The organism is Neobacillus sp. NPDC093127, assembly GCF_044754175.1.
Lineage (GTDB): Bacteria > Bacillota > Bacilli > Bacillales > Cytobacillaceae > Neobacillus.
The window spans coordinates 56683-79777 of sequence record NZ_JBIVOP010000009.1; the positions used below are offsets into that span (position 1 = coordinate 56683).

At 42.3% G+C, this 23095-nt stretch carries 27 protein-coding genes and 1 other annotated feature; of the genes, 16 read left to right on the forward strand and 11 right to left on the reverse strand.

Annotation, left to right across the window (positions count from 1 at the left end):
* Window positions 1-7 precede the first annotated feature (7 nt).
* Window positions 8-1129, forward strand: coding sequence for a tripeptidase T (locus ACIQCO_RS13900; RefSeq protein WP_400429449.1), 1122 nt, complete (start codon window positions 8-10; stop codon window positions 1127-1129).
* An 85-nt stretch (window positions 1130-1214) separates the two neighbouring features.
* Window positions 1215-2492 carry a DNA polymerase IV gene (locus tag ACIQCO_RS13905; RefSeq protein WP_400429451.1) on the forward strand — a complete coding sequence of 426 codons (1278 nt, stop codon included), beginning with the start codon at window positions 1215-1217 and terminating at the stop codon, window positions 2490-2492.
* Window positions 2493-2536: 44 nt separating this feature from the next.
* Here ACIQCO_RS13905 and zwf read toward each other — a convergent pair whose 3' ends face one another.
* Window positions 2537-4018 (reverse strand): glucose-6-phosphate dehydrogenase, encoded by a 1482-nt coding sequence (gene zwf, locus ACIQCO_RS13910; protein WP_400429823.1) that lies wholly within the window; start codon window positions 4016-4018, stop codon window positions 2537-2539.
* A 209-nt stretch (window positions 4019-4227) separates the two neighbouring features.
* Between zwf and rnz the strand changes: the two genes are divergently transcribed.
* Together rnz and ACIQCO_RS13920 are read left to right on the forward strand one after the other, a co-directional pair.
* On the forward strand, window positions 4228-5151 hold the full coding sequence (rnz, locus tag ACIQCO_RS13915) for a ribonuclease Z (protein WP_400429825.1): 924 nt from the start codon (window positions 4228-4230) through the stop codon (window positions 5149-5151).
* Window positions 5152-5239: 88 nt separating this feature from the next.
* Window positions 5240-5470, forward strand: a complete 231-nt coding sequence (locus ACIQCO_RS13920) for a hypothetical protein (RefSeq protein WP_400429454.1) — start codon at window positions 5240-5242, stop codon at window positions 5468-5470.
* A 98-nt stretch (window positions 5471-5568) separates the two neighbouring features.
* Here the strand turns inward: ACIQCO_RS13920 and namA are convergent, their stop codons facing one another.
* From namA to proC, 3 genes are all read right to left on the reverse strand, one after another.
* Window positions 5569-6588 carry an NADPH dehydrogenase NamA gene (gene namA, locus ACIQCO_RS13925; protein WP_400429457.1) on the reverse strand — a complete coding sequence of 340 codons (1020 nt, stop codon included), beginning with the start codon at window positions 6586-6588 and terminating at the stop codon, window positions 5569-5571.
* A 75-nt stretch (window positions 6589-6663) separates the two neighbouring features.
* Entirely contained in the window at window positions 6664-7812 is a 1149-nt protein-coding gene (locus ACIQCO_RS13930; protein ID WP_400429459.1) for a glycosyltransferase family 2 protein, read from the reverse strand.
* 75 nt (window positions 7813-7887) lie between these two features.
* Window positions 7888-8730 (reverse strand): pyrroline-5-carboxylate reductase, encoded by an 843-nt coding sequence (gene proC / locus ACIQCO_RS13935; protein WP_400429461.1) that lies wholly within the window; start codon window positions 8728-8730, stop codon window positions 7888-7890.
* Between the two features lie 76 nt (window positions 8731-8806).
* Window positions 8807-9031: a binding site (T-box leader), on the reverse strand.
* A gap of 203 nt (window positions 9032-9234) precedes the next feature.
* Between proC and ACIQCO_RS13940 the strand changes: the two genes are divergently transcribed.
* Window positions 9235-10197, forward strand: coding sequence for an MBL fold metallo-hydrolase (locus ACIQCO_RS13940; protein ID WP_400429463.1), 963 nt, complete (start codon window positions 9235-9237; stop codon window positions 10195-10197).
* Between the two features lie 33 nt (window positions 10198-10230).
* Window positions 10231-11028 (forward strand): SDR family NAD(P)-dependent oxidoreductase, encoded by a 798-nt coding sequence (locus tag ACIQCO_RS13945; protein ID WP_400429466.1) that lies wholly within the window; start codon window positions 10231-10233, stop codon window positions 11026-11028.
* A 68-nt stretch (window positions 11029-11096) separates the two neighbouring features.
* Here ACIQCO_RS13945 and ACIQCO_RS13950 read toward each other — a convergent pair whose 3' ends face one another.
* The gene (locus ACIQCO_RS13950) at window positions 11097-11288 is read right to left on the reverse strand and encodes a YqzH family protein (protein WP_400429468.1); all 192 of its coding nucleotides are present in this window, start codon (window positions 11286-11288) and stop codon (window positions 11097-11099) included.
* A 149-nt stretch (window positions 11289-11437) separates the two neighbouring features.
* Here ACIQCO_RS13950 and ACIQCO_RS13955 point away from each other — a divergent pair, with 149 nt between their 5' ends.
* Window positions 11438-12697, forward strand: a complete 1260-nt coding sequence (locus ACIQCO_RS13955; protein ID WP_400429470.1) for a Y-family DNA polymerase — start codon at window positions 11438-11440, stop codon at window positions 12695-12697.
* A gap of 62 nt (window positions 12698-12759) precedes the next feature.
* A complete protein-coding gene (locus ACIQCO_RS13960; RefSeq protein ID WP_400429472.1) occupies window positions 12760-13095 on the forward strand; it encodes a YolD-like family protein in 336 nt (111 codons plus the stop codon).
* Window positions 13096-13134: 39 nt separating this feature from the next.
* Here ACIQCO_RS13960 and ACIQCO_RS13965 read toward each other — a convergent pair whose 3' ends face one another.
* Window positions 13135-13341: a CDGSH iron-sulfur domain-containing protein gene (locus ACIQCO_RS13965; RefSeq protein WP_400429475.1), complete on the reverse strand. Its 207-nt coding sequence runs from the start codon at window positions 13339-13341 to the stop codon at window positions 13135-13137.
* Between the two features lie 149 nt (window positions 13342-13490).
* Here ACIQCO_RS13965 and ACIQCO_RS13970 point away from each other — a divergent pair, with 149 nt between their 5' ends.
* On the forward strand, window positions 13491-13823 hold the full coding sequence (locus ACIQCO_RS13970; protein WP_400429476.1) for an iron-sulfur cluster biosynthesis family protein: 333 nt from the start codon (window positions 13491-13493) through the stop codon (window positions 13821-13823).
* Window positions 13824-13845: 22 nt separating this feature from the next.
* On the opposite strand, the gene ACIQCO_RS13975 is transcribed toward ACIQCO_RS13970, so the two are convergent.
* From ACIQCO_RS13975 to ACIQCO_RS13985, 3 genes are all read right to left on the reverse strand, one after another.
* The gene (locus tag ACIQCO_RS13975; protein ID WP_400429478.1) at window positions 13846-14766 is read right to left on the reverse strand and encodes an alpha/beta hydrolase; all 921 of its coding nucleotides are present in this window, start codon (window positions 14764-14766) and stop codon (window positions 13846-13848) included.
* 124 nt (window positions 14767-14890) lie between these two features.
* Complete coding sequence (locus ACIQCO_RS13980; protein ID WP_400429481.1) at window positions 14891-15031, reverse strand: hypothetical protein; 141 nt, start codon at window positions 15029-15031, stop codon at window positions 14891-14893.
* Window positions 15032-15109: 78 nt separating this feature from the next.
* Complete coding sequence (locus ACIQCO_RS13985) at window positions 15110-16015, reverse strand: hydroxymethylglutaryl-CoA lyase (protein WP_400429484.1); 906 nt, start codon at window positions 16013-16015, stop codon at window positions 15110-15112.
* A gap of 143 nt (window positions 16016-16158) precedes the next feature.
* Here ACIQCO_RS13985 and ACIQCO_RS13990 point away from each other — a divergent pair, with 143 nt between their 5' ends.
* The 4 genes from ACIQCO_RS13990 to ACIQCO_RS14005 all read left to right on the forward strand — a co-directional run bounded on the left by ACIQCO_RS13990 (window position 16159) and on the right by ACIQCO_RS14005 (window position 19311).
* On the forward strand, window positions 16159-17346 hold the full coding sequence (locus tag ACIQCO_RS13990; RefSeq protein WP_400429826.1) for an acetyl-CoA C-acetyltransferase: 1188 nt from the start codon (window positions 16159-16161) through the stop codon (window positions 17344-17346).
* Between the two features lie 29 nt (window positions 17347-17375).
* Window positions 17376-18065: a CoA transferase subunit A gene (locus tag ACIQCO_RS13995; protein WP_400429487.1), complete on the forward strand. Its 690-nt coding sequence runs from the start codon at window positions 17376-17378 to the stop codon at window positions 18063-18065.
* Between the two features lie 23 nt (window positions 18066-18088).
* Window positions 18089-18757, forward strand: a complete 669-nt coding sequence (locus ACIQCO_RS14000) for a CoA transferase subunit B (protein WP_400429490.1) — start codon at window positions 18089-18091, stop codon at window positions 18755-18757.
* Window positions 18758-19041: 284 nt separating this feature from the next.
* Window positions 19042-19311: a YqkE family protein gene (locus ACIQCO_RS14005; RefSeq protein WP_400429492.1), complete on the forward strand. Its 270-nt coding sequence runs from the start codon at window positions 19042-19044 to the stop codon at window positions 19309-19311.
* Between the two features lie 26 nt (window positions 19312-19337).
* On the opposite strand, the gene ACIQCO_RS14010 is transcribed toward ACIQCO_RS14005, so the two are convergent.
* A complete protein-coding gene (locus ACIQCO_RS14010; RefSeq protein ID WP_400429495.1) occupies window positions 19338-20249 on the reverse strand; it encodes an aldo/keto reductase in 912 nt (303 codons plus the stop codon).
* Window positions 20250-20313: 64 nt separating this feature from the next.
* Complete coding sequence (gene mciZ / locus ACIQCO_RS14015) at window positions 20314-20445, reverse strand: Z-ring formation inhibitor MciZ (protein WP_400429497.1); 132 nt, start codon at window positions 20443-20445, stop codon at window positions 20314-20316.
* 72 nt (window positions 20446-20517) lie between these two features.
* Between mciZ and ACIQCO_RS14020 the strand changes: the two genes are divergently transcribed.
* From ACIQCO_RS14020 to spoIIM, 3 genes are all read left to right on the forward strand, one after another.
* Complete coding sequence (locus ACIQCO_RS14020) at window positions 20518-21072, forward strand: NUDIX hydrolase (protein WP_400429498.1); 555 nt, start codon at window positions 20518-20520, stop codon at window positions 21070-21072.
* Window positions 21069-22232 (forward strand): endonuclease Q family protein, encoded by a 1164-nt coding sequence (locus tag ACIQCO_RS14025; RefSeq protein ID WP_400429501.1) that lies wholly within the window; start codon window positions 21069-21071, stop codon window positions 22230-22232. The genes ACIQCO_RS14020 and ACIQCO_RS14025 overlap by 4 nt, the downstream gene beginning before the upstream one ends.
* A gap of 126 nt (window positions 22233-22358) precedes the next feature.
* Window positions 22359-23006: a stage II sporulation protein M gene (spoIIM, locus tag ACIQCO_RS14030; RefSeq protein ID WP_400429504.1), complete on the forward strand. Its 648-nt coding sequence runs from the start codon at window positions 22359-22361 to the stop codon at window positions 23004-23006.
* Window positions 23007-23095: the final 89 nt, after the last annotated feature.

Here is a 23095-nt window from a genome sequence, read left to right on the forward strand (position 1 = left end):
CAATAAAATGGTGAATCAAGAACGTCTGTTGAATGAATTTTTAGAGCTTGTACAGATTGACTCAGAAACAAAATACGAGGCTGAGATTGCGAAGGTATTGAAGCAAAAATTTACTGATTTAGGTCTCGATGTTTTTGAAGACGATACAATGGCTGTGACTGGTCATGGCGCAGGAAACTTAGTTTGCACTCTTGCGGCAACGAAAGATGGCGTTGATCCGATTTATTTTAACTGCCATATGGATACTGTTACACCTGCTAAAGGAGTTAAGCCGTCGATTAAAGATGGCTATGTTGTTACGGACGGAACGACTATCTTAGGTGCTGATGATAAAACTGGTATTTCTGTTATGCTAGAAACCATCCGCCTGCTAAAAGAAAACAATCTTCCGCATGGCTTGATTCAATTTGTGATTTCAGTCGGCGAGGAATCCGGTCTGCTTGGTGCGAAAGCGATAGATCCATCATTGTTGAAAGCGAAGTATGGTTATGCCCTTGACAGCGACGGCTTGGTTGGTAACGTAGTTGTCGCTGCGCCAACGCAAGCAAAAGTAAAAGCCGTTATTTACGGAAAAACCGCTCATGCGGGTGTGGCACCAGAAAAAGGAGTATCCGCAATTACGATTGCAGCAAAATCGATTGCGAGGATGCCGCTTGGAAGAATCGATCATGAAACAACGGCAAATATTGGCCGTTTCGAAGGCGGGCAAGCAACCAATATTGTATGCGACCGTGTTGATATTTTAGCAGAAGCGCGTTCGCTTATTCCTGCAAAAATGGAAGATCAGGTTAGCAAAATGAAAGAAGCATTTGAAACGGTTGCTGAAGAAATGGGCGGCCGTGCCGAAGTAGAAGTTGAAATTATGTATCCTGGCTTTAAATTCGGCGAAGGCGACCAAGTCGTTGAAATTGCCCGCAAAGCAGCTGGCAAAATCGGCCGCAGCTGTGAACTGCAGCATAGCGGCGGCGGCAGTGACGCTAACGTGTATAATGGCTTCAACATCCCAACTGTGAACCTTGCCGTTGGCTATGAAGAAATCCACACCACAAACGAGCGTATGCCGCTTGAAGAGTTATATAAACTCGCAGAAATGACACTCGCGATTATCGACGAAGTGACAAATCAATAATTGGTATTATTTTACGAAGGAGAGCCATTGGTTCTCCTTTTTGCTATACTAAAGGGGAATAAATGTTTTAAGGATGTGTGTTCGCTTGAAGGAAATGTATCCGAAAAACGGACGAGTGATTTTACATGTGGATATGAATAGTTTTTATGCATCTGTTGAAATGGCCTATGACGCGACACTTAAGGGAAAACCTCTAGCAATTGCGGGAAACGTAGAGGAGCGGAGAGGAATTATTGTCACCTGCAGCTATGAAGCGAGGAAATTTGGCGTGAAAACAACAATGCCGCTATGGGAAGCGAAGAAGCTCTGCCCGCAGTTAATTGTCAGGAAGCCCAATTTTGAACGGTACCGGGCCGCATCAATGGGCATGTTTGAAATTTTACGGCAATACACTACCCTTGTTGAGCCGGTTTCAATTGATGAAGGCTATATGGATATAACCGAAAGCTTCGAATTTGGCAGTCCGATTGAAATCGCTCAAAGTATCCAAAAAAGGATCATGGAACAGCTCGATTTGCCATGTAGTATTGGCATCGCACCAAATAAATTTTTAGCGAAAATGGCCTCTGATATGAAGAAGCCAATGGGGATTACCGTCCTTCGTAAGCGTGATATCCCAAAAGTGCTTTGGCCTTTGAACACGAACGAAATGCATGGGGTTGGCAAAAAAACTGCAGAAAAACTGACAACGATTGGCATTCAAACGATTGGTGATTTAGCAAAAGGGAATGAAATTCAGCTTAAAACGCTACTTGGAATTAACGGAATTCGAATAAAAGAGCGGGCAAATGGAATCGATTCTCGACCAGTTGACCCGGAGTCAATCGAGGAGTTTAAGAGTATTGGCAACTCCACGACGCTGCCGAGGGACGTGAGCAATCAGCAAGAGCTTTTTCAGGTACTGGATTCATTGGCAGAAACGGTTTCAGTGAGGTTGAAGCGGAAGAATGTCCTGGCATCTGCATTGGCCATTACAATCCGGTATAAAGATCGGAAGACGATTACGAGAAGTAAGAAGCTTTCGAATCCTATTCTTCACAAAGAAGATATTGCTGCGGTTGCTAAACAGCTTTTTCTAAAGTCCTGGAATGGGGATGCAATTCGGTTATTGGGGATTACCGGGAATGATTTAGTTGACCATGATCATGCTTACAAACAATTAGATTTGTTTTCCTATGAAAAGGATGCGAAAAAAGAACCACTGTTTAAAACCCTTTCGAATCTGCGAGAAAAGTATGGGAAAAATATTATTGAGAAGGCAGGATCTCACCAAGTTGACACCTCACATAATGTAGGTACAGGGACAAGTTTTAACAAGGACTTTCTTCGCAGTTTCCCTAATAACAAAAAGGAAGAAGACTAAAAAGCTCCACTTTGGCGACTAAACAAAGTGGAGCTTTTTGGGCATCATTTACAAATATCTACTTCTAAATTTGTCACTGGCCACCAGAAGCTGCCGTCTTTTTCTAACAGTTCATCAGCTTCTATCGGACCCATTGACCCTGCCTCGTAATTTGGAAAGGCGGCTTTTGTTTTTTCCCATACCTCCGAGATTTTATCAACAAACGCCCAAGAATAGGCCACTTCATCCCAATGAGTGAAATTGGTGGCATCACCGCGCATGCAATCGTAAAGTAGTTTTTCATAGCCTTCTGGGGTGTTCATCGCATGAACGCCTGTATTAGCGAAGCTTAGCTTCACCTCTTGTGCATCCAAGTGACCACCCGCCTTTTTGGCATTAAGATGCAAGGTAATCCCTTCCTCTGGTTGAATATGGATCACAAGCAGGTTCGGGTTTAGCATTTTTTCGGTTTGATAATATAAATTCATCGGAATATCTTTAAATTGAACCACTATTTTCGTCGATTTTGCGGTCATTCTTTTTCCGGTACGGATATAAAAAGGAACACCGGCCCAGCGGAAATTATCAATCATGATTTTGCCGGCAACGAAGGTTTCGGTATTCGATTCTTTGTCCACCATTGTTTCATCACGGTATTTCGGCACCTGTTTATCTTCAATTGTTCCCTCGCCATACTGACCGCGGACAAAATAGTCATTCACCGCATCACCCTCGACCATTCTTAATGCCCTAAACACTTTTACTTTTTCGGAACGGATTTCGTCTGTTGTCAGTTTAATTGGCGGCTCCATTGCCAGCAGGGCGACCATTTGCATCATATGGTTTTGCAGCATATCACGCAGTGCTCCGCTCGTTTCATAATAGCGTCCACGTTCTTCAACACCCAGTGTTTCACTTGATGTAATTTGGATATTGGAGATATAACGGTTATTCCAGAGCGGTTCAAAAATAGCATTGGCAAAACGGATGACCTCAATGTTACGAACCATTTCTTTTCCTAAATAGTGATCGATTCGATAAACCTCTTCCTCGGAAAATGCCGTTCTAATTTGCTTGTTTAATTCTTTGGCAGATGGTAAATCATGGCCGAACGGCTTTTCAATAACAAGACGTTTATAGCCTTTTACATCTGTCAGCCCATCTGATTTGAGATGAAGAGCAATTGGACCGAAAAATTCTGGTGCCATCGCCAGATAAAAGATCCGGTTGCCTTCAAGGTCATAATGCGTATCAATTTCATCGGCAAATTTCTTTAATGAAACGTAAGAGTTTGAATCCGCTACATCATGTGATTGATAGTAAAAATGGGAGACAAATTCATCAAGATTATCTTTATTCCCTAAGGCAGATAAAACAGAGTCTTTCACAGATTGTTGGAATTCATCAGTAGAAAGGGTCCTTCTTGCAACACCAATCACGGCAAATTTATCTAATTTATTCCGTGAAAATAAGCGATAAAGGGAAGGGAACAGCTTGCGCTTTGCTAAATCACCAGTTGCCCCAAAAATCATAATTAATGAAGTCATATTTTGCTCCACGTTTGAAACCTCTTTTCTTAACAGCATTTTTTGTGTATGTATTTATTAAACCTACTTTTAATTTAACGGTTTTCTTTAGATTTCTCAAAAATATTGATTTGCATGTACAAATTAATAAGGCTGAAGAGAAATCGAAAGAAGTTTGTGCTATATTAACCATATTGGAAAAAGGAACGGGAGAGAGAGGAGTTTTGATTGTGGAGATATTTTTCTTAGGAACGGGTGCAGGCATGCCGGCAAAGCTGCGCAATGTAACGTCAATTGCCCTTAAATTACTTGAGGAGCGGGGGGCTGTTTGGCTGTTTGATGCCGGAGAAGCTACCCAGCATCAAATATTACATACATCGATTAAACCACGGCGGATTGAAAAAATCTTTATAACCCACCTGCACGGCGATCATATTTATGGACTGCCTGGATTGTTATCGAGCCGTTCGTTTCAAGGCGGAGAATCAGAGGTAATGGTTTATGGTCCGAAAGGGATTAAAGAATATATTCATGTTAGTCTTTCCTTAAGCCAGACTTATTTAAAATATCCGTTGACGGTTATTGAAATTGACGAGGGCGTCATTTTTGAAGATGATCAGTTTACGGTTGAAGCCCGCTTACTTGAACATGGAATTCCTTCTTATGGCTATCGGATAGTCGAAAAGGACAGACCGGGTACATTACTTGCTGATAAGCTGAAGGAGGCAGGAGTTCAGCCAGGACCAATATTTCGCAACATAAAAAATGGCGAAACGGTTACACTTGAGGATGGCCGGGTGCTTGAGCCAGGTGAGTTTGTTGGACCGGATCAAAAGGGGCGGGTCGTGGCGATTCTTGGGGATACACGGTATTGCAAGAATGCGTTATTGTTGGCGCAAGGTGCCGATCTTTTGATTCATGAAGCCACCTTCTCAAAAGGGGAGGAAAAGCTTGCCCATGATTATTTCCATTCAACAACCCATCAGGCGGCAGACATTGCAAAATGTGCCGGGAGTAAAAAGTTATGCTTAACCCATATAAGCTCGCGCTATGACCGCAATGCTTGGCATGAATTGGTCGTTGAGGCGCAGGAAGTATTTCCGAACACGGAGATAGCGGAGGACTTTAAAGAAATAACTATACCACTTAAATAGGAATTCTAGTTGTCAAATTTCGGTAACAATTGTGTGGAATTTTTACAATTTTTATATGTTATAATTTCAGAAAGGAGTGGATGCGGCAATGACAGATAGAGAGCTACTGGAAGGTATATTTTCAGAGTTGAAAGAGGTTAGGAGTGATCTTGATCGATTAGAAAAAGAGGTAAGGAAAGATATTGACAGACTAGATAAAAAGATTGAAGTTCAAACTGAAATACTTAGAACATTCAAGTATGATATTGATTTTATCAGCGAAAAACAAGCAAAACAGGATTTAAAAATAAATAGAATTAGTAAACAATTAGAAGTCTAATGAATAAAGGGCTTCTTTTTTCTTTTAAATATTAACTTTTCTAATAGATAAAAGCCACAAAAATGTGGCTTTTATCTATTTGTCATCATTTTATTTAATTAAATCCAGCCCCGTTCGTATTGTTTTGGCGCTTCAATCGTAACACCAAGATCTTTAGCTGCTGTTCGCGGCCAGTACGGGTCGCGCAGTAATTCACGGGCTAAAAAGACTAAATCTGCTCTGTCATTTTGCACAATTTCCTCAGCCTGTATCGCTGAAGTAATCAAACCTACTGCACCTGTTGCAATGTCAGTCCCATTTTTAATCGTCTCTGAATATTTAACCTGATAACCCGGATAGACGTGAATATGTGCCGGGATAACAGCCCCTGAGCTTACATCAATTAAATCGACACCCTGCTCCTTCATCCATTGGGAAAACGTTATGTAATCTTCTGCGGTTAATCCCTCTTCATGATAATCATGAGCAGAAACCCTAACAAATAATGGCCCATTCCAAACTGTTTTGACAGCATCAATCACTTCGCGAAGTAAACGATAACGGTTTTCAGCGGACCCGCCGTATTCATCGTTTCTTTTATTGGAAAGAGGTGAGAGGAATTCGTTAATTAAATACCCGTGGGCACCATGAATCTCAATCACATCAAAACCAGCTTTTGCGGCCCGGTCAGCTCCTTTTTTAAAAGCTTCAACCGTTTCGGCGATATCTGCCGTTGTCATTTCCTTAGGCGTTTTCATTTTTTCATTAAAGGCGATTGCAGAAGGGGCGATAATTTCGCCTTCTAATACAGCTTTCCGGCCTGCGTGGGCGAGTTGAATCCCCGTTTTAGCACCATGTTCTTTCATTAGTCCAACGAGCTCCTGAAAGCCTTCAACATGGTCATCACTCCAGATGCCTAAATCCTGAGGTGAAATCCTGCCTTGGGGTGTTACCGCTGTTGCTTCGACAATAATGAGACCAACTTGACCGACTGCTCTCGATGTGTAGTGGGTGTGGTGCCAGTTTTGTACATGCCCGTCTTCGTTATGGCTGGAATACATGCACATCGGCGACATGACAATTCTGTTTTTTAACGTCAAGCCTTTTATCGTATAGGGTGAAAATAATTTTGCGGCCATTTGATAAACCTCCTGTCATTAATTAACCAGCTATAGTATAACAAATGGTAAAAAAATAATCAGTGTTCCTGCTTTTTATTCTTTTTCCCTTAACTCACTTAAACGGTAGGTTGTTCCTCGCCAAACAATCCCGCCACGTTTAAACGTAAGGTAGCTTGCCCGGATAATCGAATAGATAAATAGTAATGCTGTAATCGGTAAAACAAGAAACAAGGCAGGGGAGAAAAGCGTCATTCTTTTAATGATGACAACGTAAAGAATTCCGCTCGCCACAATATTCCCTATGCTTAAAAGGACAATCGTTTTGTTTGTGGAAAAAATGGTCAGAAACGGGAGGACATTGGTGATAAACACTCCGAAAATCGAAAAGAATACCATACTAATTCGATAGTTTAATCCAGCGAATGTATTTTTTTCAAGGCCAACAAATGCCTGTTTCAAACTACCGTACCATTCAACCTCAATTAATTGGAGCGCTGTAACAATTCGTTGACGGCAGCCTGCCTTTTTCATTTTCATTCCCAGCTGCAGGTCATCATCCGGTCTCATTTTTATTTTTTCATGCGTGCCAAAGGATTCATAAGCCTCCTTGGAAACAAGATTGAATGCGCCAATTCCAGTTCCAATCTTCGAATTTGGATTGTTTGCCATCCATGGACGCTTAAAATAGGAAAATCCAAAAAGAAAAAAGGCAACAAACGATTTCAGCCAAAAACGGTTCGCGCTTAAATTGGGGGCTGCGGTTAAAAGGTCTAGCTCGTATCTTTCAAAGTAATGCAGCGCCTTCGCAAATGCTTCTTCTTCGAATCTCACATCCGCATCCGTAAATAATAGCCATTTGCCTGAAGCTTGAAGTGTTCCTTTATACAAGGCGTGATTCTTACCTAGCCAGCCTTCAGGTAATTCATTGATATGAAGTACTTTTACCCGTTGGTCTTCTCCTTGCAATTCGTCCATTAATTTCCCGGTGTCATCGGTGGAACGGTCATTGACGAGGATCCATTCGATATGTCGATAGGTTTGCTTCAACTGACTATGGACACTTGCACCAATTTGGTTTTCTTCATTTCGCGCTGCCACGATTACCGATAATAACGGCCCTGTTTCGAGTTCTGGCTCTTTTTCAAGAGCATCTAAATGCCGTAACCCAATTAGCGCATCGAAAAGAAAAACGAGCCATACAAGAATGCCCAATGTGAATAAAACAATTAGAATGATTTCCATTTTCTCAGCCCTTTTTACCTGTAATTAAATAGCTTATGTTTAGTTTAAGGTAAAGAGAGGCAAACATACCACTTTTTAAGAGGACTTTCCAACCTTGAGCAGCGCTTCTAAGGTGCTTCCCATCTTTTTCGATTGGGCCGTGGCTGCTTGAATACAAGAAATGAATGCTTGCTTCACCCTGTGTTCCTCCAGCACTCGAATGCCGGCTTCAGTGGTTCCGCCTGGACTTGTTACATCTAGACGTAATTGCTCAGATGATTTCGGGGAGTTTCTCACCATTTCTGCTGCTCCAATCAGTGTCTGTACAATGAGTTCCTTCGCCATTTCCTTTTCTAAACCAATCTCGGCTGCGCTATTTTCCATTGCCTCGATGAGATAATAAATATAGGCAGGTCCGCTCCCGGATAGTCCTGTTACAGCATCTAGCTGTTCTTCCTCTACAAACCTTGCTAATCCTACGGTTCCAAAGAGCTGCTTCGTTGTTTCTAACTGATGATTGGTGATACGGCTATTTACGGCAATGGCAGTCGCCGATTTTCCGACCGCAGCAGAAGTATTAGGCATCGCCCTTGCGATCGAAAGTGATTTTCTTGCTAATGTTTCGATGGTATTTATGGAAACACCTGCTAATACGGAAACGACTAGCATTTGCTCGGTCAGGTGCTCGCGAATCATTTCGATGGCTGAGTCTGCGTCCTTTGGCTTCATTGCTAACATAACAATATCTGCACCTTCAAATAGGGTATTTAAATCGTAGGTGCTGCGAACGCCATACCGTTCTTTAAGACCCGCTAACCTTTTTTCATTTGAATGATTGGTTACCCAAATATTGTTTCGATTGATTAGACCATTTTCTAGAATCCCTGAAATGAACGCTTCTGCCATCGAACCCGCACCAACAATCGCAATCTTTTTCATGAAAAATCCTCCTTTTTTCTTTTCAGTGTCTTGAGGCCTGAGCTTTTCTTTATAAATACAAAAAGACCCTTCATCCAAAAAGGACGAAAGGTCTAACTTCCGCGGTACCACCTTCATTTACCCTGATTATTAAAAAATAATCTGGGTTCACTCGACTCCCGATAACGTGGGATTACGTTAGGTTTTCCTAACTGCTCCTAAGGTAGGTTCAATGATTAAGAGGGCGGTGAAGTCTTTCAGCCGCCTGAACTTCACTCTCTTTCGCCATTTCTCATTTACTAGTCTTATTCATCGCTTTAACGAATTAAATTTTAATTGTGATTATGCTTGAAAAACAGCTTGTCTGTCAAGTGGTAAATAGTATGAATTTTTTATTTTTTCTAAAAAGTTATGCAGGAATAATGACAATTGGTGAAAAAATCGCTACACTTTAATTTATATAGTTACTGTCAAAAATTGTTCATAGGATTTCTATATACAACAATAATGTTAGGAGTTTTTTGAATGGCAGAATGGAAAGACGGAATAGCTAAAATAACCTTACCGACACCTTTTCCTGTTGGGGATGTAAATGCCTATTTAATTAAAGGAGAGCGGTTAACGCTTGTTGATGCTGGCGTGAAAACGGAAGAGTCCTGGAACTCACTTACCGAGCAGCTGGCTGAATTGGATTTAAGCCCTAACGATATCGAGCAAGTGGTCCTTACTCACCATCACCCTGACCATGCCGGGATGCTCGATTTTTTCCCAGACTCATTGGAGGTTTATGGGCATCCACTGAATGAACGATGGATCCATCCCACGGAAGCCTTCTTCGAAGAACAAGAAGCTTTTTTCAAAGAGCGTTTTCAGGAGTTTGGCCTGCCTGCGGAATATTTCCCGTTTCTTTCTAAGTTACGAAACACGCTGAAGTATTCCTGTAACCGATCGTTGACAGGACATCTTGTTGAGGGGATGAACCCACCTAGGTTAAGTGAGTGGCAGGTACTTGAAACACCCGGTCACGCTCAAAGTCAAATTGCGCTTTTCCGGGAGGAAGATGGAATATTGATTGGCGGAGACTTAATCTTAGCCCATATTTCACCCAATCCATTACTCGAGCCGCCGGTACCTGGTGAACAAGAAAGACCGAAGCCGCAGCTGCAGCATAATGATTCGATGAAGAAGCTGTTGTCGTACCCTATTCAGTTCGTCTATACAGGACATGGCAAGGAGGTTTTTCAGTTAAAAGAGCTGATAGAACAAAGGCTTTTGCACCAGCATGAACGGGCAATGAAGGTCAAAAATTGGCTGAAAGAAGAGCCACTTACCGTTTTTGAGATTTGCAAACGCCTATTTCCGTCTGTCTATCAACGAGAACCGTTATTAACGATATCAGAAACAGTGGCGCAGCTTGACTATTTAGCTTCTATCGGGGAAATTAGTAGTAAGCATAGTCAACCCGTGCTTTATTATGCTAAGCATTAAGGAGAACGGGGCCGGCTTGGATGGGGTGTTCATATGGTTAAGGACCGTTTAAAAGCGAAGAATATTGTAATTACCGGTGCATCCGGTGGAATTGGTGCGGAAATTGCCAAGCTTTGTGCGGCACGTGGAGCTAATCTTGTTTTGCTGGCACGGAGCATCGACAAGCTGAAGCAGCTTCAGTCCGTCTTGCAGCAAAAGTATCGGGTCAATGTGGATGTTTTTCAGCTCGATGTGTCAGATACGAATCAGGTTGAGGCAGTTTTTCAGCGGATTTTTGATACAATCGGGGACATTGATATCCTGGTGAATAATGCCGGCTTTGGGGTATTTCGTGAAGCCCATGAAGCTTCAATCGACGAAATCAAAGGGATGTTTGAAGTGAATGTGGTTGGATTGATGGCATGCACAAGTTTAGTTTTGCCTAAGATGCGCGCACGGCGCTTTGGTCATATTATTAATATTGCTTCCCAGGCAGGGAAAATTGCTACGCCGAAATCGAGTGTTTATTCCGCCACGAAGCATGCCGTACTTGGCTATACGAATTCACTGCGGATGGAGCTTGCTGATTTCAATGTGCAAGTGACATCCGTGAATCCTGGGCCAATTGCCACCAATTTTTTTACCATTGCCGATGAACAAGGCACTTATGTAAAAAATGTACAGCGGTACATGCTCCAGCCTGAATACGTCGCACGTAAGGTCACAGACAGAATGCTGACGAAAACGCGGGAAATCAATTTGCCGCGCTGGATGAACATGGGGAGCGTTGTTTACGTTCTGTTTCCACGGCTGTTTGAGCGGATAGGGAAACGAATGCTTAATTCTAAATAAATGAAAAGCTGCCTTGGCACGGCAGCTTTTTGTATGGAAATTTGGTGCCTGCCCCCGTCTCGATCAGGTCAATTCGCTAAAAACTCATACACCGTATCGTTTACAATATCAAATAAATCCGCGGTAGGTTCGTCTTCTTTTATTTGAAAAATCCGCTGTGTCAGCTCATCTAAATCTTTATCACCAATCGGCATTGAATCCGCTTCGTAGTACTGTTTAAGACAATTCCTAATCATTTTGATCACAAGTTTTTTCTCCATCATATGCACCTCTCCGATCATTATATCTTTTTTTATGATTGAAAACCCATCAAAAAATTTCCATTGAATACGAACGAATATTCGCTTAAGATATGTATATAATGATAAGGAACGAATGTTCGATATTTAAGCCTTGAGGGTGAAAAGTCATGGTTGATTACAATCTGTTACCAAAAAACAAAATTTTATGTGTGGACATGAAGAGCTTCTATGCAAGCTGTTCCGCTGTCATGGAAGGTCTCGACCCTTTGAATTGCTATTTAGCAGTTGCTGGTAACAAGGAGAGGCAGGGAAGCATCGTGCTTGCCGCTTCACCGCGGCTAAAAAAAGAATTTGGCATCAAAACCGGCTCACGGCTGTTTGAGATTCCCAATGATCCACGAATTCAAGTTGTCGAGCCGAAAATGGCAACGTATTTGCGGATTGCAACCGAAATTTCTCGTGTATTTAACCGCTATGTGCCAAAAGAAGCTATTCATGTCTATAGCGTTGACGAAAGCTTCATTAAAGTGGATGGTGCAATTGATTTGTGGGGGGATGCTCATACGATTGCTCGAAAAATAAAGGATGATATTGAGCGGGAATTTCAGCTTCCGTGTGCAGTTGGAATTGGCCCTAATATGTTACTTGCAAAGCTTTGCCTTGACCTCGATGCCAAGAAAAAAGGAGTGGAGGAATGGACGTATGCAGATGTTCAGACGAAGCTTTGGAGCGTATCACCGCTCCGGGAAATGTGGGGAATCGGCAGGCGTGTCGAAAAAACATTAAACGGGATGGGCATTTTTACGGTTGGCCAGCTGGCCCGCTATGATTTAGAAAAGCTGGAGAAAAAATTCGGCATCATGGGAAACCAGCTTTATCATCATGCCTGGGGCGTGGACCTCTCCGATTTGGGGGCACCAATCATCCAAGGGCAAATCAGCTTTGGAAAAAGCCAAATTCTGTTAAGGGATTATAAAAAGGAAGAAGAAATTAAGGCAGTTATTTTAGAAATGTGTGAAGAGGTCGCCCGAAGAGCACGGACACATCGAAAGGCTGGGAGAACGATTAGTCTCGGGGTCGGCTACAGCCAAGATGAATTTGGCGGCGGTTTTCATCGCTCCAGATCAATCCAGCAGCCGACAAATGTGACGATGGAGCTTTACCGCGTCTGCCTTGAATTGTTTCATGAGCATTATACTGGAAAGACAGTCCGGCAGATTTCGATTGCCATCAGTAATATTGTCGACGACCACGAGCTTCAGCTCGATCTGTTTGATATGGGTGCCTATAAGAGGAGGGAGCTTGGCTATGTGGTTGATTCTGTCCGCAGGCGCTTCGGCTCAGGTTCCCTGCTGCGCGCTGTATCTTATACGGCTGCAGGAACGGCTAAGCACCGGGCAACACTCGTTGGCGGACATAAAAGGTAGCAAGAAAAGCGGAAGCGCCTTGCCCCTAGGCGCTGGAGCTGGACAGAAGGAGGTAGAGGCGTATGATTCGCGACCGCGGCAGAATCAAATGGACGTCAATGATGCTTCCTGAGCATGTGAAATTGCTCAGGGATTGGGTAAAAGAAGACGGCTACGAACAGAAAAAGGAAATGGATGAACAGCAGTTAGAGCTCATGAACGAAACCTTATCTGAAGCGATTGAATTTGATCAGTTCGTCACGATTACCCATTACCGAAACCGGAATTATGAAATCGTGATTGGAAAAATTCATTACTGGGATGAACTGTCACAAAGGCTTCATGTCGTTGATCGCTTTGAAGAAGTGCACCGAATTCCGATTAATGCGATTGCCGACATCCGGCTGACAGATGTGTAAAAAGAGCGGCCCCAAATCGGAAAGCCGCTCACATTTACCCTATTCTTCTTTAGGAACCCGAACTTGAGATTCAAAATTCCCTTTATGCGAGCCGTCGCAAAACGGTTTATTATTAGACCGTCCACAGCGGCACAGGGAAAAGGATGGCTTTGTTGTATAGACATTACCCTCGCCATCTAGCAGCTCCACATCACCTGAAATTCTTAATGAACCGTTATCATTTACTTTGATTTGAACTTTTGACATAAAGAGCCCCCCTTTTAAAATTATTCGTATTATCTTTGAGATTAACTGGTATAAGAGGAAAATGCAAACAAAAGACTGCAAGCAAAAAAAGAAGCTGCTCCAAAAATCTGTGATACAATCATCATATTCCGAATGAGGGGGCTTTAAACGTGGAAATTAACATAACAGTGGAAGCGGTAAAGAAAATCAACGAAAGAACGGATGGCCGGGAAGGTTATTTAAAGTTAAAATATGATACGGACGGCTGTGGCTGTGCTGTAAACGGGGTAGTGGCTTTGTGGTTTGTTCCGGAAGTAGAAGATGATGAAATCGCGATTGAAACAAATGACAAAACGGTTTATCTTGAAAAATCAAAAATGGTTTTTTTCGATGAGCAAATGAAAATTGATTTTTCGCAAACAACAAATTGCTTTCAATTAAAAAGTCCGCAGCAAATCTTAAATGGACACATGAGCTTAATAATAAAAGAAAAAACAGACTGACCTCAATCGGACAGTCTGTCTTTTAACTAGGTAAAGCATGATCAACATATTTCTGCAAAAATTCATCAATAACCCGTTCATAATCCCCCTTGTTTTCGTTAAAAGACTGGGCATGCCGCCCGTTAGCTGCAAGATAGAGCATTTTAGGGCCTTTTTTGTGCTCAAATAAGTCTTTTGTCATGGAGGGGAGAATAAAATCATCCTTTTGGCTGTGAATAAACAGAACCGGATGTTTGATATTTTCAATAACCGAAATCGGTGAGACATTTCGAATCGAATATTTATCGCGTAAGCGCAAGAGAGCATCGCCAATCGGAAGTAAAAGACCGGGGATGAGCTTGAAGTCTTTTTTAATTAAATAAGCAAGCTGTTCCTTAAAATCAGAGAATGGGCAATCCGCAATATAAAAGTCTGCCCCGTCTTCAAGCAGCCCAGCATATAACAGCATCGTAGCCGCCCCCATCGATTCGCCATGTATCCCCAGTTCAAGTTCAGGTCCTTTCTCTTTTTTAAGCCAGTCAACAACCGTTTTTAAATCGAATTTTTCATAGTGACCGAAGCTGGTCGTTTTTCCGCCGGATTCCCCGTGACGTCGATGATCATAGATCAGGGCATTAAATCCGCGCTCTAAGAACAGGTTCGCATATTTAATTGAATTAATTTTCGTTTCCGTCACACCATGTGAAATTATGATATAGCGGTTGGAATCGTGCGGTTCCACAAGAACCGCTTTAATTGTATAACCAAATGGGGAAGGGATATCAACCTCTCGCTTTAGAAGGGATTCAAACTCATCGGGATTATACCTGCCAGCTTCCTTTTCCCGCCTTAAAATAAATTCCTCATCCTTCTTTTTCATATACATAACACGGTTTGTAAAGTACACTGCAAGCAAAAACCAAAAGAATAACAAAATAAACAGGGCTCGAAATGCCTTCTTCAATTAAAGGACACCTCCCGAGGTAATAATTATATAGGATATGAAAAACAAGTTCGATCCGCCCATGTGTTAGCATGAAAAAAGCCGCTGGCATCAATGAGCGGCTTCCCTAGTTTTGAGGAAAAATTTACTGCTCTGAATTCTGTCGTTTCGTTGGGTGGAGTGCCTTTTCGAGTTCTTCAGCGGCAATCATCCGCTTTCCACCGCCTGCTGTGTCTGCATAGTTTTTTCCTTGTTGACTGGATCCTTTATCACGTTTCTGGCTCATCATCTTAGTCTCCCTTCAAGCTGGTCTCATTTAATAAGATGGATTACTAGAAGATTGATTATTCAAGAAAAAATAAATCTAAACCGTTTGACCATGAAGTTGATAATAGCCGGTTTCAATTGGCCTTGAAAGATGAGGGCGCACGATTTCAACGGCATCCATTAACTTATTAAGATCAACAGATGTATTGATACCCATCCGCTCAAGCATGTAAACAACATCCTCTGTCGCAGCATTTCCACTGGCCCCAGGCGCGAATGGACAGCCGCCAAGCCCGCCGGCAGATGTATCAAGCCTGTCGACTCCCGCCTGCAAAGAAGCCAGGATATTCGCAAGGGCAAGCTTACGGGTATCATGAAAATGGGCGGTTAAAAGGGTTGCTGGGAATTCCGCTTTTAATTTGGAAAATAAGGAATACGATTCATTCGGCGCCGCCATCCCAATCGTATCGGCCACGCTTAATTCATCAACACCCGCTTCGACAAATTCACGGCAAAGCTTTACTGTATGGCTTTCATTGATTTTCCCCTCATAAGGGCAATAAAACGCTGTCGAAATACAGGCGCGGACAAAATAATTCTTTTCTTTCAGTTCATGGATAATGGGCTTCAATTCTTCCAGACTGTCCTGCGTTGTTTTGTTGATATTTTTCAAATTAAAGCTGTTGCTGACACCTACAAATACGGCAACAGCCCGGCAATCGGTGGAATAGACCCTCTCAATCCCTTTGCGATTTGGAGCTAAGACAATGTCACGTGAATTTTGATCAAGGCAATCGGCCACAATTTCCGCAGCATCCCCCATTTGCGGCACCCATTTCGGTGACACGAATGAAGTCAGCTCCATTTCCTGAAGTCCCGCATTTCTTAACCCAGCGATAAATTGTTTTTTTATCTCAGTCGGTACGAATAACTTCTCATTTTGCAGTCCGTCACGCGGACCGACCTCGATAATCGTTACTTTTTTAGGTAAAGTAAACATCATTTTCCCCCTCCAATGTTCATACTTTCATTGTAGTGGTATTAATTTTAAAAAATCAAGAATTATAGAAATTTTGACAAAATAAGAGGATTTCTGTGTTTTTACTAGAAGTAGTAAAGGTAAAGACGGATGAAGGGGAGAACGTAATGAGCCAAACAGAAGTAGTGATAGTCAGTGCCGTTCGAACTGCACTTGGGAATTTTAACGGCAGTTTAAAAAATGTATCTGCACCTGAATTAGGCGGAACAGTGATTAAAGGGGCATTAGAACAGGCTGGAGTAAGGCCGGATCAAGTTGATGAAGTCATCATGGGGAATGTTCTTCAAGCAGGGCTGGGCCAGAACCCGGCAAGGCAGGCCGCAATGAAAGCGGGGATTCCTGAAAGCGTTTCCTCGATGACGATTAATAAAGTTTGCGGTTCGGGATTAAAGGCTGTGCACCTTGCAACACAAGCAATTTTGGCAGGAGACGCCGATATTGTCGTCGCTGGCGGGATGGAAAATATGAGCCAGGCACCGTATCTGCTAAAAAATGCCCGTGACGGCTTTAAAATGGGCGATCAAAAATTAGTCGACACGCTAACTTCAGACGGACTCACATGTGTGTTTAATGATTATCACATGGGGATTACCGCTGAAAACCTAGCAGATAAATATTCAATTACGAGGGAAGAGCAGGACGAATTTTCAGCATGGAGTCAGGAAAAGGCCGTCAAAGCAATCGAGGAAGGTAAATTTAAAGATGAGATTGTTCCGGTTGTGATTCCACAGCGCAGAGGGGAGCCAATCGTTTTTGCAACCGACGAATACCCGAAAAAAGGAACAACGGCGGAAAAATTGGCCGGATTGCGACCAGCTTTTAAAAAGGATGGCAGTGTGACGGCAGGTAGTGCCTCTGGAATTAACGATGGGGCAGCTGCTCTTGTGGTAATGAGTAAGAAAAAGGCGGAAGAATTAGGTCTAAAGCCGTTAGTAACGATCAAAGCAAATGCAAGTGCGGGTGTAGATCCAAGTATCATGGGCATCGGGCCGGTGCCGGCTGTGAGAAAAGCATTGGAAAAGGCATCCCTTTCAATCGAGGATTTGCAATTAATCGAGGCGAACGAAGCTTTTGCGGCACAATCGCTGGCGGTTGACCGTGAGCTCCATTTTAATAAAGACATCCTAAACGTGAATGGCGGCGCGATTGCACTCGGCCATCCAATCGGAGCCAGCGGCGCGAGAATACTTGTCACGTTAATTCATGAAATGAACCGAAGAAAAGCGAACGTTGGCCTGGCAACACTTTGTATTGGCGGGGGCCAAGGGGTAGCAACGATTGTTGAACTAGCGTAATACCTTTAATTTGAGGGGGAGAAAGCAAAATGAAGAAAATTTGTACATCCTTCCAGGATGCGGTTGCTGATATTCAGGATGGGGCTACATTAATGGTTGGCGGATTCGGGTTGTGCGGTATTCCTGAAAACCTAATACTAGCCTTAGCAGAAAAAGGCGTGAAGGATTTAACAGTTATTTCTAATAACTGCGGGATTGACGAATGGGGTCTTGGGCTTCTATTAAACAATAAACAAATCAAAAAAATGATTGGCTCCTATGTGGGTGAAAATAAAGAGTTTGAGAGACAGGTATTAACGGGGGAACTCGAAGTAGAATTGACGCCGCAAGGCACACTGGCTGAAAAAATTCGGGCAGGCGGGGCCGGGATCCCAGCATTTTATACACCGGCAGGAGTAGGAACACCGATTGCCGAAGGAAAAGAAACAAAAATTTTTAACGGACGGGAATACCTTTTGGAAGAAGCCTTAACGGCCGACTTTAGTTTGGTGAGGGCATGGAAAGGCGACAAAATGGGAAATCTCGTTTATCACAAAACAGCACGGAATTTCAATCCGATGATTGCGGCAGCCGGAAAAGTGACGGTTGCCGAAGTGGAAACGCTATATGAAGTTGGCGAACTGGATGCGAATTTTATTCACACGCCAAGTATTTATGTTCAGACAATTATCGAAGGAAAACAGGAAAAACGAATTGAAAGATTAACAGTAAAAAAATAGAGTGGGGGAAAGGAGAAAAATTAATGGCAAATGATAAGGCTTCAGTCAGAGAAAGAATTGCAATTAGAGCAGAGAAAGAGATAGAAAACGGCTATTATGTAAACCTAGGCATCGGGATGCCAACCCTCGTTGCCAATTATATAACTGAAAATAAGCAGGTTGTCCTGCAATCAGAAAATGGTCTCCTCGGTATTGGTCCGTATCCTCAGATGGATGAGGTTGATCCCGATTTAATTAATGCCGGGAAAGAGACAGTGACGGCAATTAGCGGGGCAGCTTATTTTGATAGCGCTGAATCGTTTGCAATGATTCGCGGCGGACATGTCAATCTAGCGATTCTTGGCGGCATGGAGGTATCCGAAACTGGCGACCTGGCAAACTGGATGATTCCCGGTAAGATGATAAAAGGGATGGGCGGTGCTATGGACCTTGTCCACGGAGCCCAGAAAATCATTGTCATAATGGAGCATGTAAATAAAAAAGGTGAATCGAAAATCTTAAAACAATGCACCCTGCCGTTAACGGGAAAAGGGGTAGTCAACCGGATTATCACTGAGCGCGCGGTCATGGATGTTACCGATTCCGGACTAAGGCTTGTCGAAGTGGCCAGTGGCTATACAGTTGAAGATGTTGTTAAATCGACAGAAGCCGCATTGGAAGTGGACGAAAAGGTTAAATTAGAAGCTTTCTAATAGTTAAGGCAGGCTGCACTAATAAGACAGTCTGCCTTTTTTAATAGGCTGTGTTAAGGCACATTGTTGATTTTGGACACAATGTTGGTTGGAGTGGAAGGCGCGAGACTCCTGCGGGAGCAGCGGGACAGGTGAGACCCCGCAGGCGCTTTAGCGCCGAGGAGGCTCACCGCCCGCCCCGCGAACCGCTCGCGCCTGGAACGGAAATCAACATTCTCTTTTAACACAGCCTTTTAATATTAGGATGACTAAGTAAAATGGTATAATAGAACGAAATTTCTATTATGGAGGCGTTTAGAATAAAAAAACAAAAGAGACAACAAAATCAATCTAAACCAAAAAAAGAAGAATCGGCGGTAACGCTTAAAGATTTGATTGATCCAATCTTAATAAAGCAATTAAAAGAGCAGCAAGACCAGCTTAAGGCTGAGGAAGAGAGAAGAAAAGAAGCGGAAGAGCAGCGAAAACGGGAAGAACGCCGATTAAAGGAAAAGAACAAATCATTTGAGGAGCTTTTAAACGAGAGCGGGATGAATTGGAAAGAATTTAAATAGAAAAGGAGAGCTATTTGCCCTCCTTTTTAACGATGCTCTTTATAAATACTTGCCTTCGTTAACTCTTTAATCACAGCAACCTCTTCATCCGATAGAGGCTGGCTTCGAACCGCCTCTGCATTACTCCTAATTTGTTCTGGACTGCTTGCGCCGGCTATAACCGAAGCCACCACAGGATTGGCCAAATTATATTGAAGGGCAACTTCTGTAAATGAACGAGTTCTCGCTGCTTTTTCTTTTAACATAGGCAAAACGGTTCGCAGCTCCTCATAATTATAATCTAGGTAGCCCTTTTCAGAAGCCTTTTCTAACAGTTTATCACTTAATAGTCCCTTGGCAAGCGGACCGCGTGTGACAACGCTAATACCATATTCCTGAAGCATCGGCAGCACTGCTTCTTCTGGACGTCGGTCTAAAATACTGTATTGCATCATCACAGACACAATGCCAGATTTCTCAACATATTCCCTTATCACATTAGGGCGAATCGATGAAATCCCATAATAACGAATAAATCCTTCCGCTTTCAATTCTTCAAATGCTTCAATTGTTTCATCAATCGGATCTTCAATTGTGCCCCCGTGTAATTGATAAAGGTCAATGTAGTCAGTCCCAAGCCGATTTAAGCTGTTTTTCACAGCTTCCTTTATGTATGCCTTGGAAGGGTCCCATGCCCAGCCGCTCCGATCCTCGTTCCAGCGATTCCCGACCTTTGTTGCAATAATGACCTGCTCCCGGACATCCTTTAACGCCTGGCCAACAATTTTTTCATTATCACCAAAATCATATAAATCGGCTGTATCAAAATAATTGATGCCTTCCTCAAGAGCTGCCTCGATGATTCGCTGTGCCGATTTCTCTTCCGTACCAATAGACATACAGCCAAGTCCTAACTCGCTTACATACAAATCTGAATTCCCCAACCTTCTCTTCTTCAAAAAATCACCCCGTCCTTTTTCTATAATTTTACGAAAGTAAGGGGCAGACTACAAATGTCAGGCATTATTTTTCCGTAACATTTTGAACCCAATCGGTGACGAAAACATAGTCTTTGTTATATTCCTTAAGCTTTTGCAGCATCTCCCAACCTTTGCCAACAAGGATAATTCCTTTCTCATGCACATACACCTTCATCCGCTACCCCTCCAAATAAAGTATGATAAAATGTATGACAAGATCTAAATGGAAAGAACAGGAGAGATCATTATGACCAAACTTGAGGAAAAAACGATCCGAAGTGAAGAAATTTTTTCAGGAAAAATTATCAGTCTTCATTTACAGGATGTTGAACTGCCAAATGGTAAACAGGGGAAACGTGAAATCATTAAACATCCGGGGGCTGTCGCTATTTTGGCTGTTACAGCTGACAACAAAGTTTTAATGGTTGAACAATATCGTAAAGCGCTGGAAAGAACGATTGTGGAAATCCCGGCAGGAAAACTTGAAAAAGGCGAAGAACCGGCCCTTTGCGCTCGCCGCGAATTAGAGGAAGAAACGGGTTATGAATGTGAAAGTCTTGAATTATTAACTTCCTTTTATACTTCACCGGGATTTGCCGATGAAATCGTCCATGTCTATTTAGCAACAGGACTTACAAAAAAAGAAAATGCTGCCGCTCTTGACGAAGATGAGTTTGTCAATCTTGAGGAATTAACACTTGATGAGGCGGAACAATATGTAAAGGAACAAAAGATCTATGATGCGAAAACCATTTTTGCTGTTCAATACTTACAATTACAAGAGGCGTTGAAAAACAAATGAATCGTTACTATGTAGATTTACATATTCACATTGGCCGAACCTGGACAGGCAAGCCGGTAAAAATCACTGGGGCCAAGTCATTGACGTTTACGAATATCATTGAACATGCCCGCCATGAAAAAGGGCTTAATATGGTAGGGATTATCGACAGCCATTCACCAGAAGTCATCCTTGAAATGGAAAGCCTGATTGATAGCGGAGAAATCGTCGAACACCCTGATGGCGGTTTAGTATTTGGTGATTTAACGGTCATCCCTGGTTCAGAACTAGAGATATATGATGAAGGGTGTAACGGTCCGATACATCTGCTTTGTTATTTTCCGAATCTTACCGTTATGAGGGAATTTTCCTCCTGGCTTTCAGGTCATTTGAAAAATATTCAATTGAGTTCACAAAGGATTTATGTGACAGGGCTTATTTTACAAAATAAAGTAAAAGAACTTGGCGGCATCTTCATTCCTGCCCATGTCTTCACGCCATTTAAAAGTTTATATGGCAAAGGGGTCAACCGGTCGCTGACAGAAGTGTTGGACCCTGATTTGATCGATGGGATTGAACTTGGATTAAGCTCAAATACCGAAATGGCAGACCAGATTAAAGAATTACACGATTATTCCTTTGTAACCAATTCGGATGCCCATTCGCTTGCGAAAATAGCCCGTGAATATCAGGTGATTGCGATGCGGGAACCAACATTCCTTGAATTACAAAAAGCATTAAAAGGTGAAGATGGACGGAAAATTGTTGCCAATTATGGACTTGATCCATACCTTGGCAAATATCACAAAACCGTTTGTGCGGAATGTCTAAATCCTGCAACTAATGACGATCAAATATGTACTCTTTGTGGAAATAAAAAAATTATTAAAGGGGTAGCCGACCGAATTCTTGAACTGAAGACGGCAGACTCAAGTCCAGAAGGGCGCCCTCCCTATGTTCACCAAGTGCCGCTCGAGTTTATCCCGGGCTTGGGACCGAAATTGCTGGAGAAACTGGTCAATCATTTTGGCAGTGAAATGGCGATTCTTCATGAAGTGCCATTTGCAGCATTAAAAGAAGTTGTTCCCGATAAAATTGCTGACCTTATTATGAAAGCTAGAGAAGGAAAAGTAAACCTAGCAGCCGGCGGCGGCGGGAAATATGGGAAAATCACCGATTAAAAAATGATATTTCCGATAGCATTTGGCTATCGGGTTTTTAAATGAAATCTATTAAAATATGGTCATAGAATAACTAGACTGGCATAGAATGTAATAACTGATTTGGAATAATAGGAGGATACGCAGATGAAAAAACGCTTGTACCAGTCCAATGCCGCTAGTTATTTCCGTGAGCATTCCTCAATTTTTTTGTTTATTGTTGTTTTATTTTTAATGGGAGTCATCTTTGGGGCTATTGTAGTAAATAGCATGAGCATTACCCAAAAGGAAGATTTATTCTATTATTTATCGCAATTCTTTGGCCAAGTTTCTGATGGGAAAGTAACAGAAGACAATGACTTGTTTTTACAAAGCTTTCTCCATAATAGTAAATTTATTGGGCTTATCTGGGTGTTGGGAGTCTCCATAATCGGGCTGCCTGTGATTCTCATTCTTCTGTTTATTAAAGGAATGGTAGTCGGGTTTACGGTAGGTTTTCTAGTAAGCCAAATGGGCTGGAATGGCTTTATGCTAGCATTTGTCTCGATCCTGCCGCAAAATTTAATTATCATTCCCGTGTTTATTCTAATGGCAGCATTCTCAGTCATCTTCTCTATGAGAATGATTAAACAGCAATTTATGAAAAAATATGCACAGCCCATCCTGCCGTTCTTCAAAGGTTATATTCTCGCTTTGTTTGTAGCAGTGGTTTTTATTTCGGCAGCATCTGGGATTGAAGCTTATCTATCACCATGGTTAATGAAAACGATCATTAGTACAGCAAGTTTAAAGTGATTATTAAATAATATATATTATAAACTCTTTTTTGTAATAATTTTATTTTGAATCTCTTTTCTCATCTGTTATAATGAGAATTAACAGTG

Coding starts and splice junctions, on each gene's coding strand:
- ACIQCO_RS13980 (WP_400429481.1), bottom strand. CDS start 15,031: ATGAGCCAGAAACGTGATAAAGGATCCAGTCAACAAGGAAAAAACTAT.
- ACIQCO_RS13995 (WP_400429487.1), top strand. CDS start 17,376: ATGAAGAAAATTTGTACATCCTTCCAGGATGCGGTTGCTGATATTCAG.
- ACIQCO_RS13945 (WP_400429466.1), top strand. CDS start 10,231: ATGGTTAAGGACCGTTTAAAAGCGAAGAATATTGTAATTACCGGTGCA.
- ACIQCO_RS13955 (WP_400429470.1), top strand. CDS start 11,438: ATGGTTGATTACAATCTGTTACCAAAAAACAAAATTTTATGTGTGGAC.
- ACIQCO_RS14005 (WP_400429492.1), top strand. CDS start 19,042: ATGGAGGCGTTTAGAATAAAAAAACAAAAGAGACAACAAAATCAATCT.
- ACIQCO_RS13990 (WP_400429826.1), top strand. CDS start 16,159: ATGAGCCAAACAGAAGTAGTGATAGTCAGTGCCGTTCGAACTGCACTT.
- proC (WP_400429461.1), bottom strand. CDS start 8,730: ATGAAAAAGATTGCGATTGTTGGTGCGGGTTCGATGGCAGAAGCGTTC.
- ACIQCO_RS13940 (WP_400429463.1), top strand. CDS start 9,235: ATGGCAGAATGGAAAGACGGAATAGCTAAAATAACCTTACCGACACCT.
- ACIQCO_RS13920 (WP_400429454.1), top strand. CDS start 5,240: ATGACAGATAGAGAGCTACTGGAAGGTATATTTTCAGAGTTGAAAGAG.
- namA (WP_400429457.1), bottom strand. CDS start 6,588: ATGGCCGCAAAATTATTTTCACCCTATACGATAAAAGGCTTGACGTTA.
- spoIIM (WP_400429504.1), top strand. CDS start 22,359: ATGAAAAAACGCTTGTACCAGTCCAATGCCGCTAGTTATTTCCGTGAG.
- ACIQCO_RS13985 (WP_400429484.1), bottom strand. CDS start 16,015: ATGATGTTTACTTTACCTAAAAAAGTAACGATTATCGAGGTCGGTCCG.
- ACIQCO_RS13960 (WP_400429472.1), top strand. CDS start 12,760: ATGATTCGCGACCGCGGCAGAATCAAATGGACGTCAATGATGCTTCCT.
- ACIQCO_RS14020 (WP_400429498.1), top strand. CDS start 20,518: ATGACCAAACTTGAGGAAAAAACGATCCGAAGTGAAGAAATTTTTTCA.
- ACIQCO_RS13965 (WP_400429475.1), bottom strand. CDS start 13,341: ATGTCAAAAGTTCAAATCAAAGTAAATGATAACGGTTCATTAAGAATT.
- ACIQCO_RS13950 (WP_400429468.1), bottom strand. CDS start 11,288: ATGGAGAAAAAACTTGTGATCAAAATGATTAGGAATTGTCTTAAACAG.
- zwf (WP_400429823.1), bottom strand. CDS start 4,018: ATGACTTCATTAATTATGATTTTTGGGGCAACTGGTGATTTAGCAAAG.
- mciZ (WP_400429497.1), bottom strand. CDS start 20,445: ATGAAGGTGTATGTGCATGAGAAAGGAATTATCCTTGTTGGCAAAGGT.
- ACIQCO_RS14025 (WP_400429501.1), top strand. CDS start 21,069: ATGAATCGTTACTATGTAGATTTACATATTCACATTGGCCGAACCTGG.
- ACIQCO_RS14000 (WP_400429490.1), top strand. CDS start 18,089: ATGGCAAATGATAAGGCTTCAGTCAGAGAAAGAATTGCAATTAGAGCA.
- ACIQCO_RS13930 (WP_400429459.1), bottom strand. CDS start 7,812: ATGGAAATCATTCTAATTGTTTTATTCACATTGGGCATTCTTGTATGG.
- ACIQCO_RS13900 (WP_400429449.1), top strand. CDS start 8: ATGGTGAATCAAGAACGTCTGTTGAATGAATTTTTAGAGCTTGTACAG.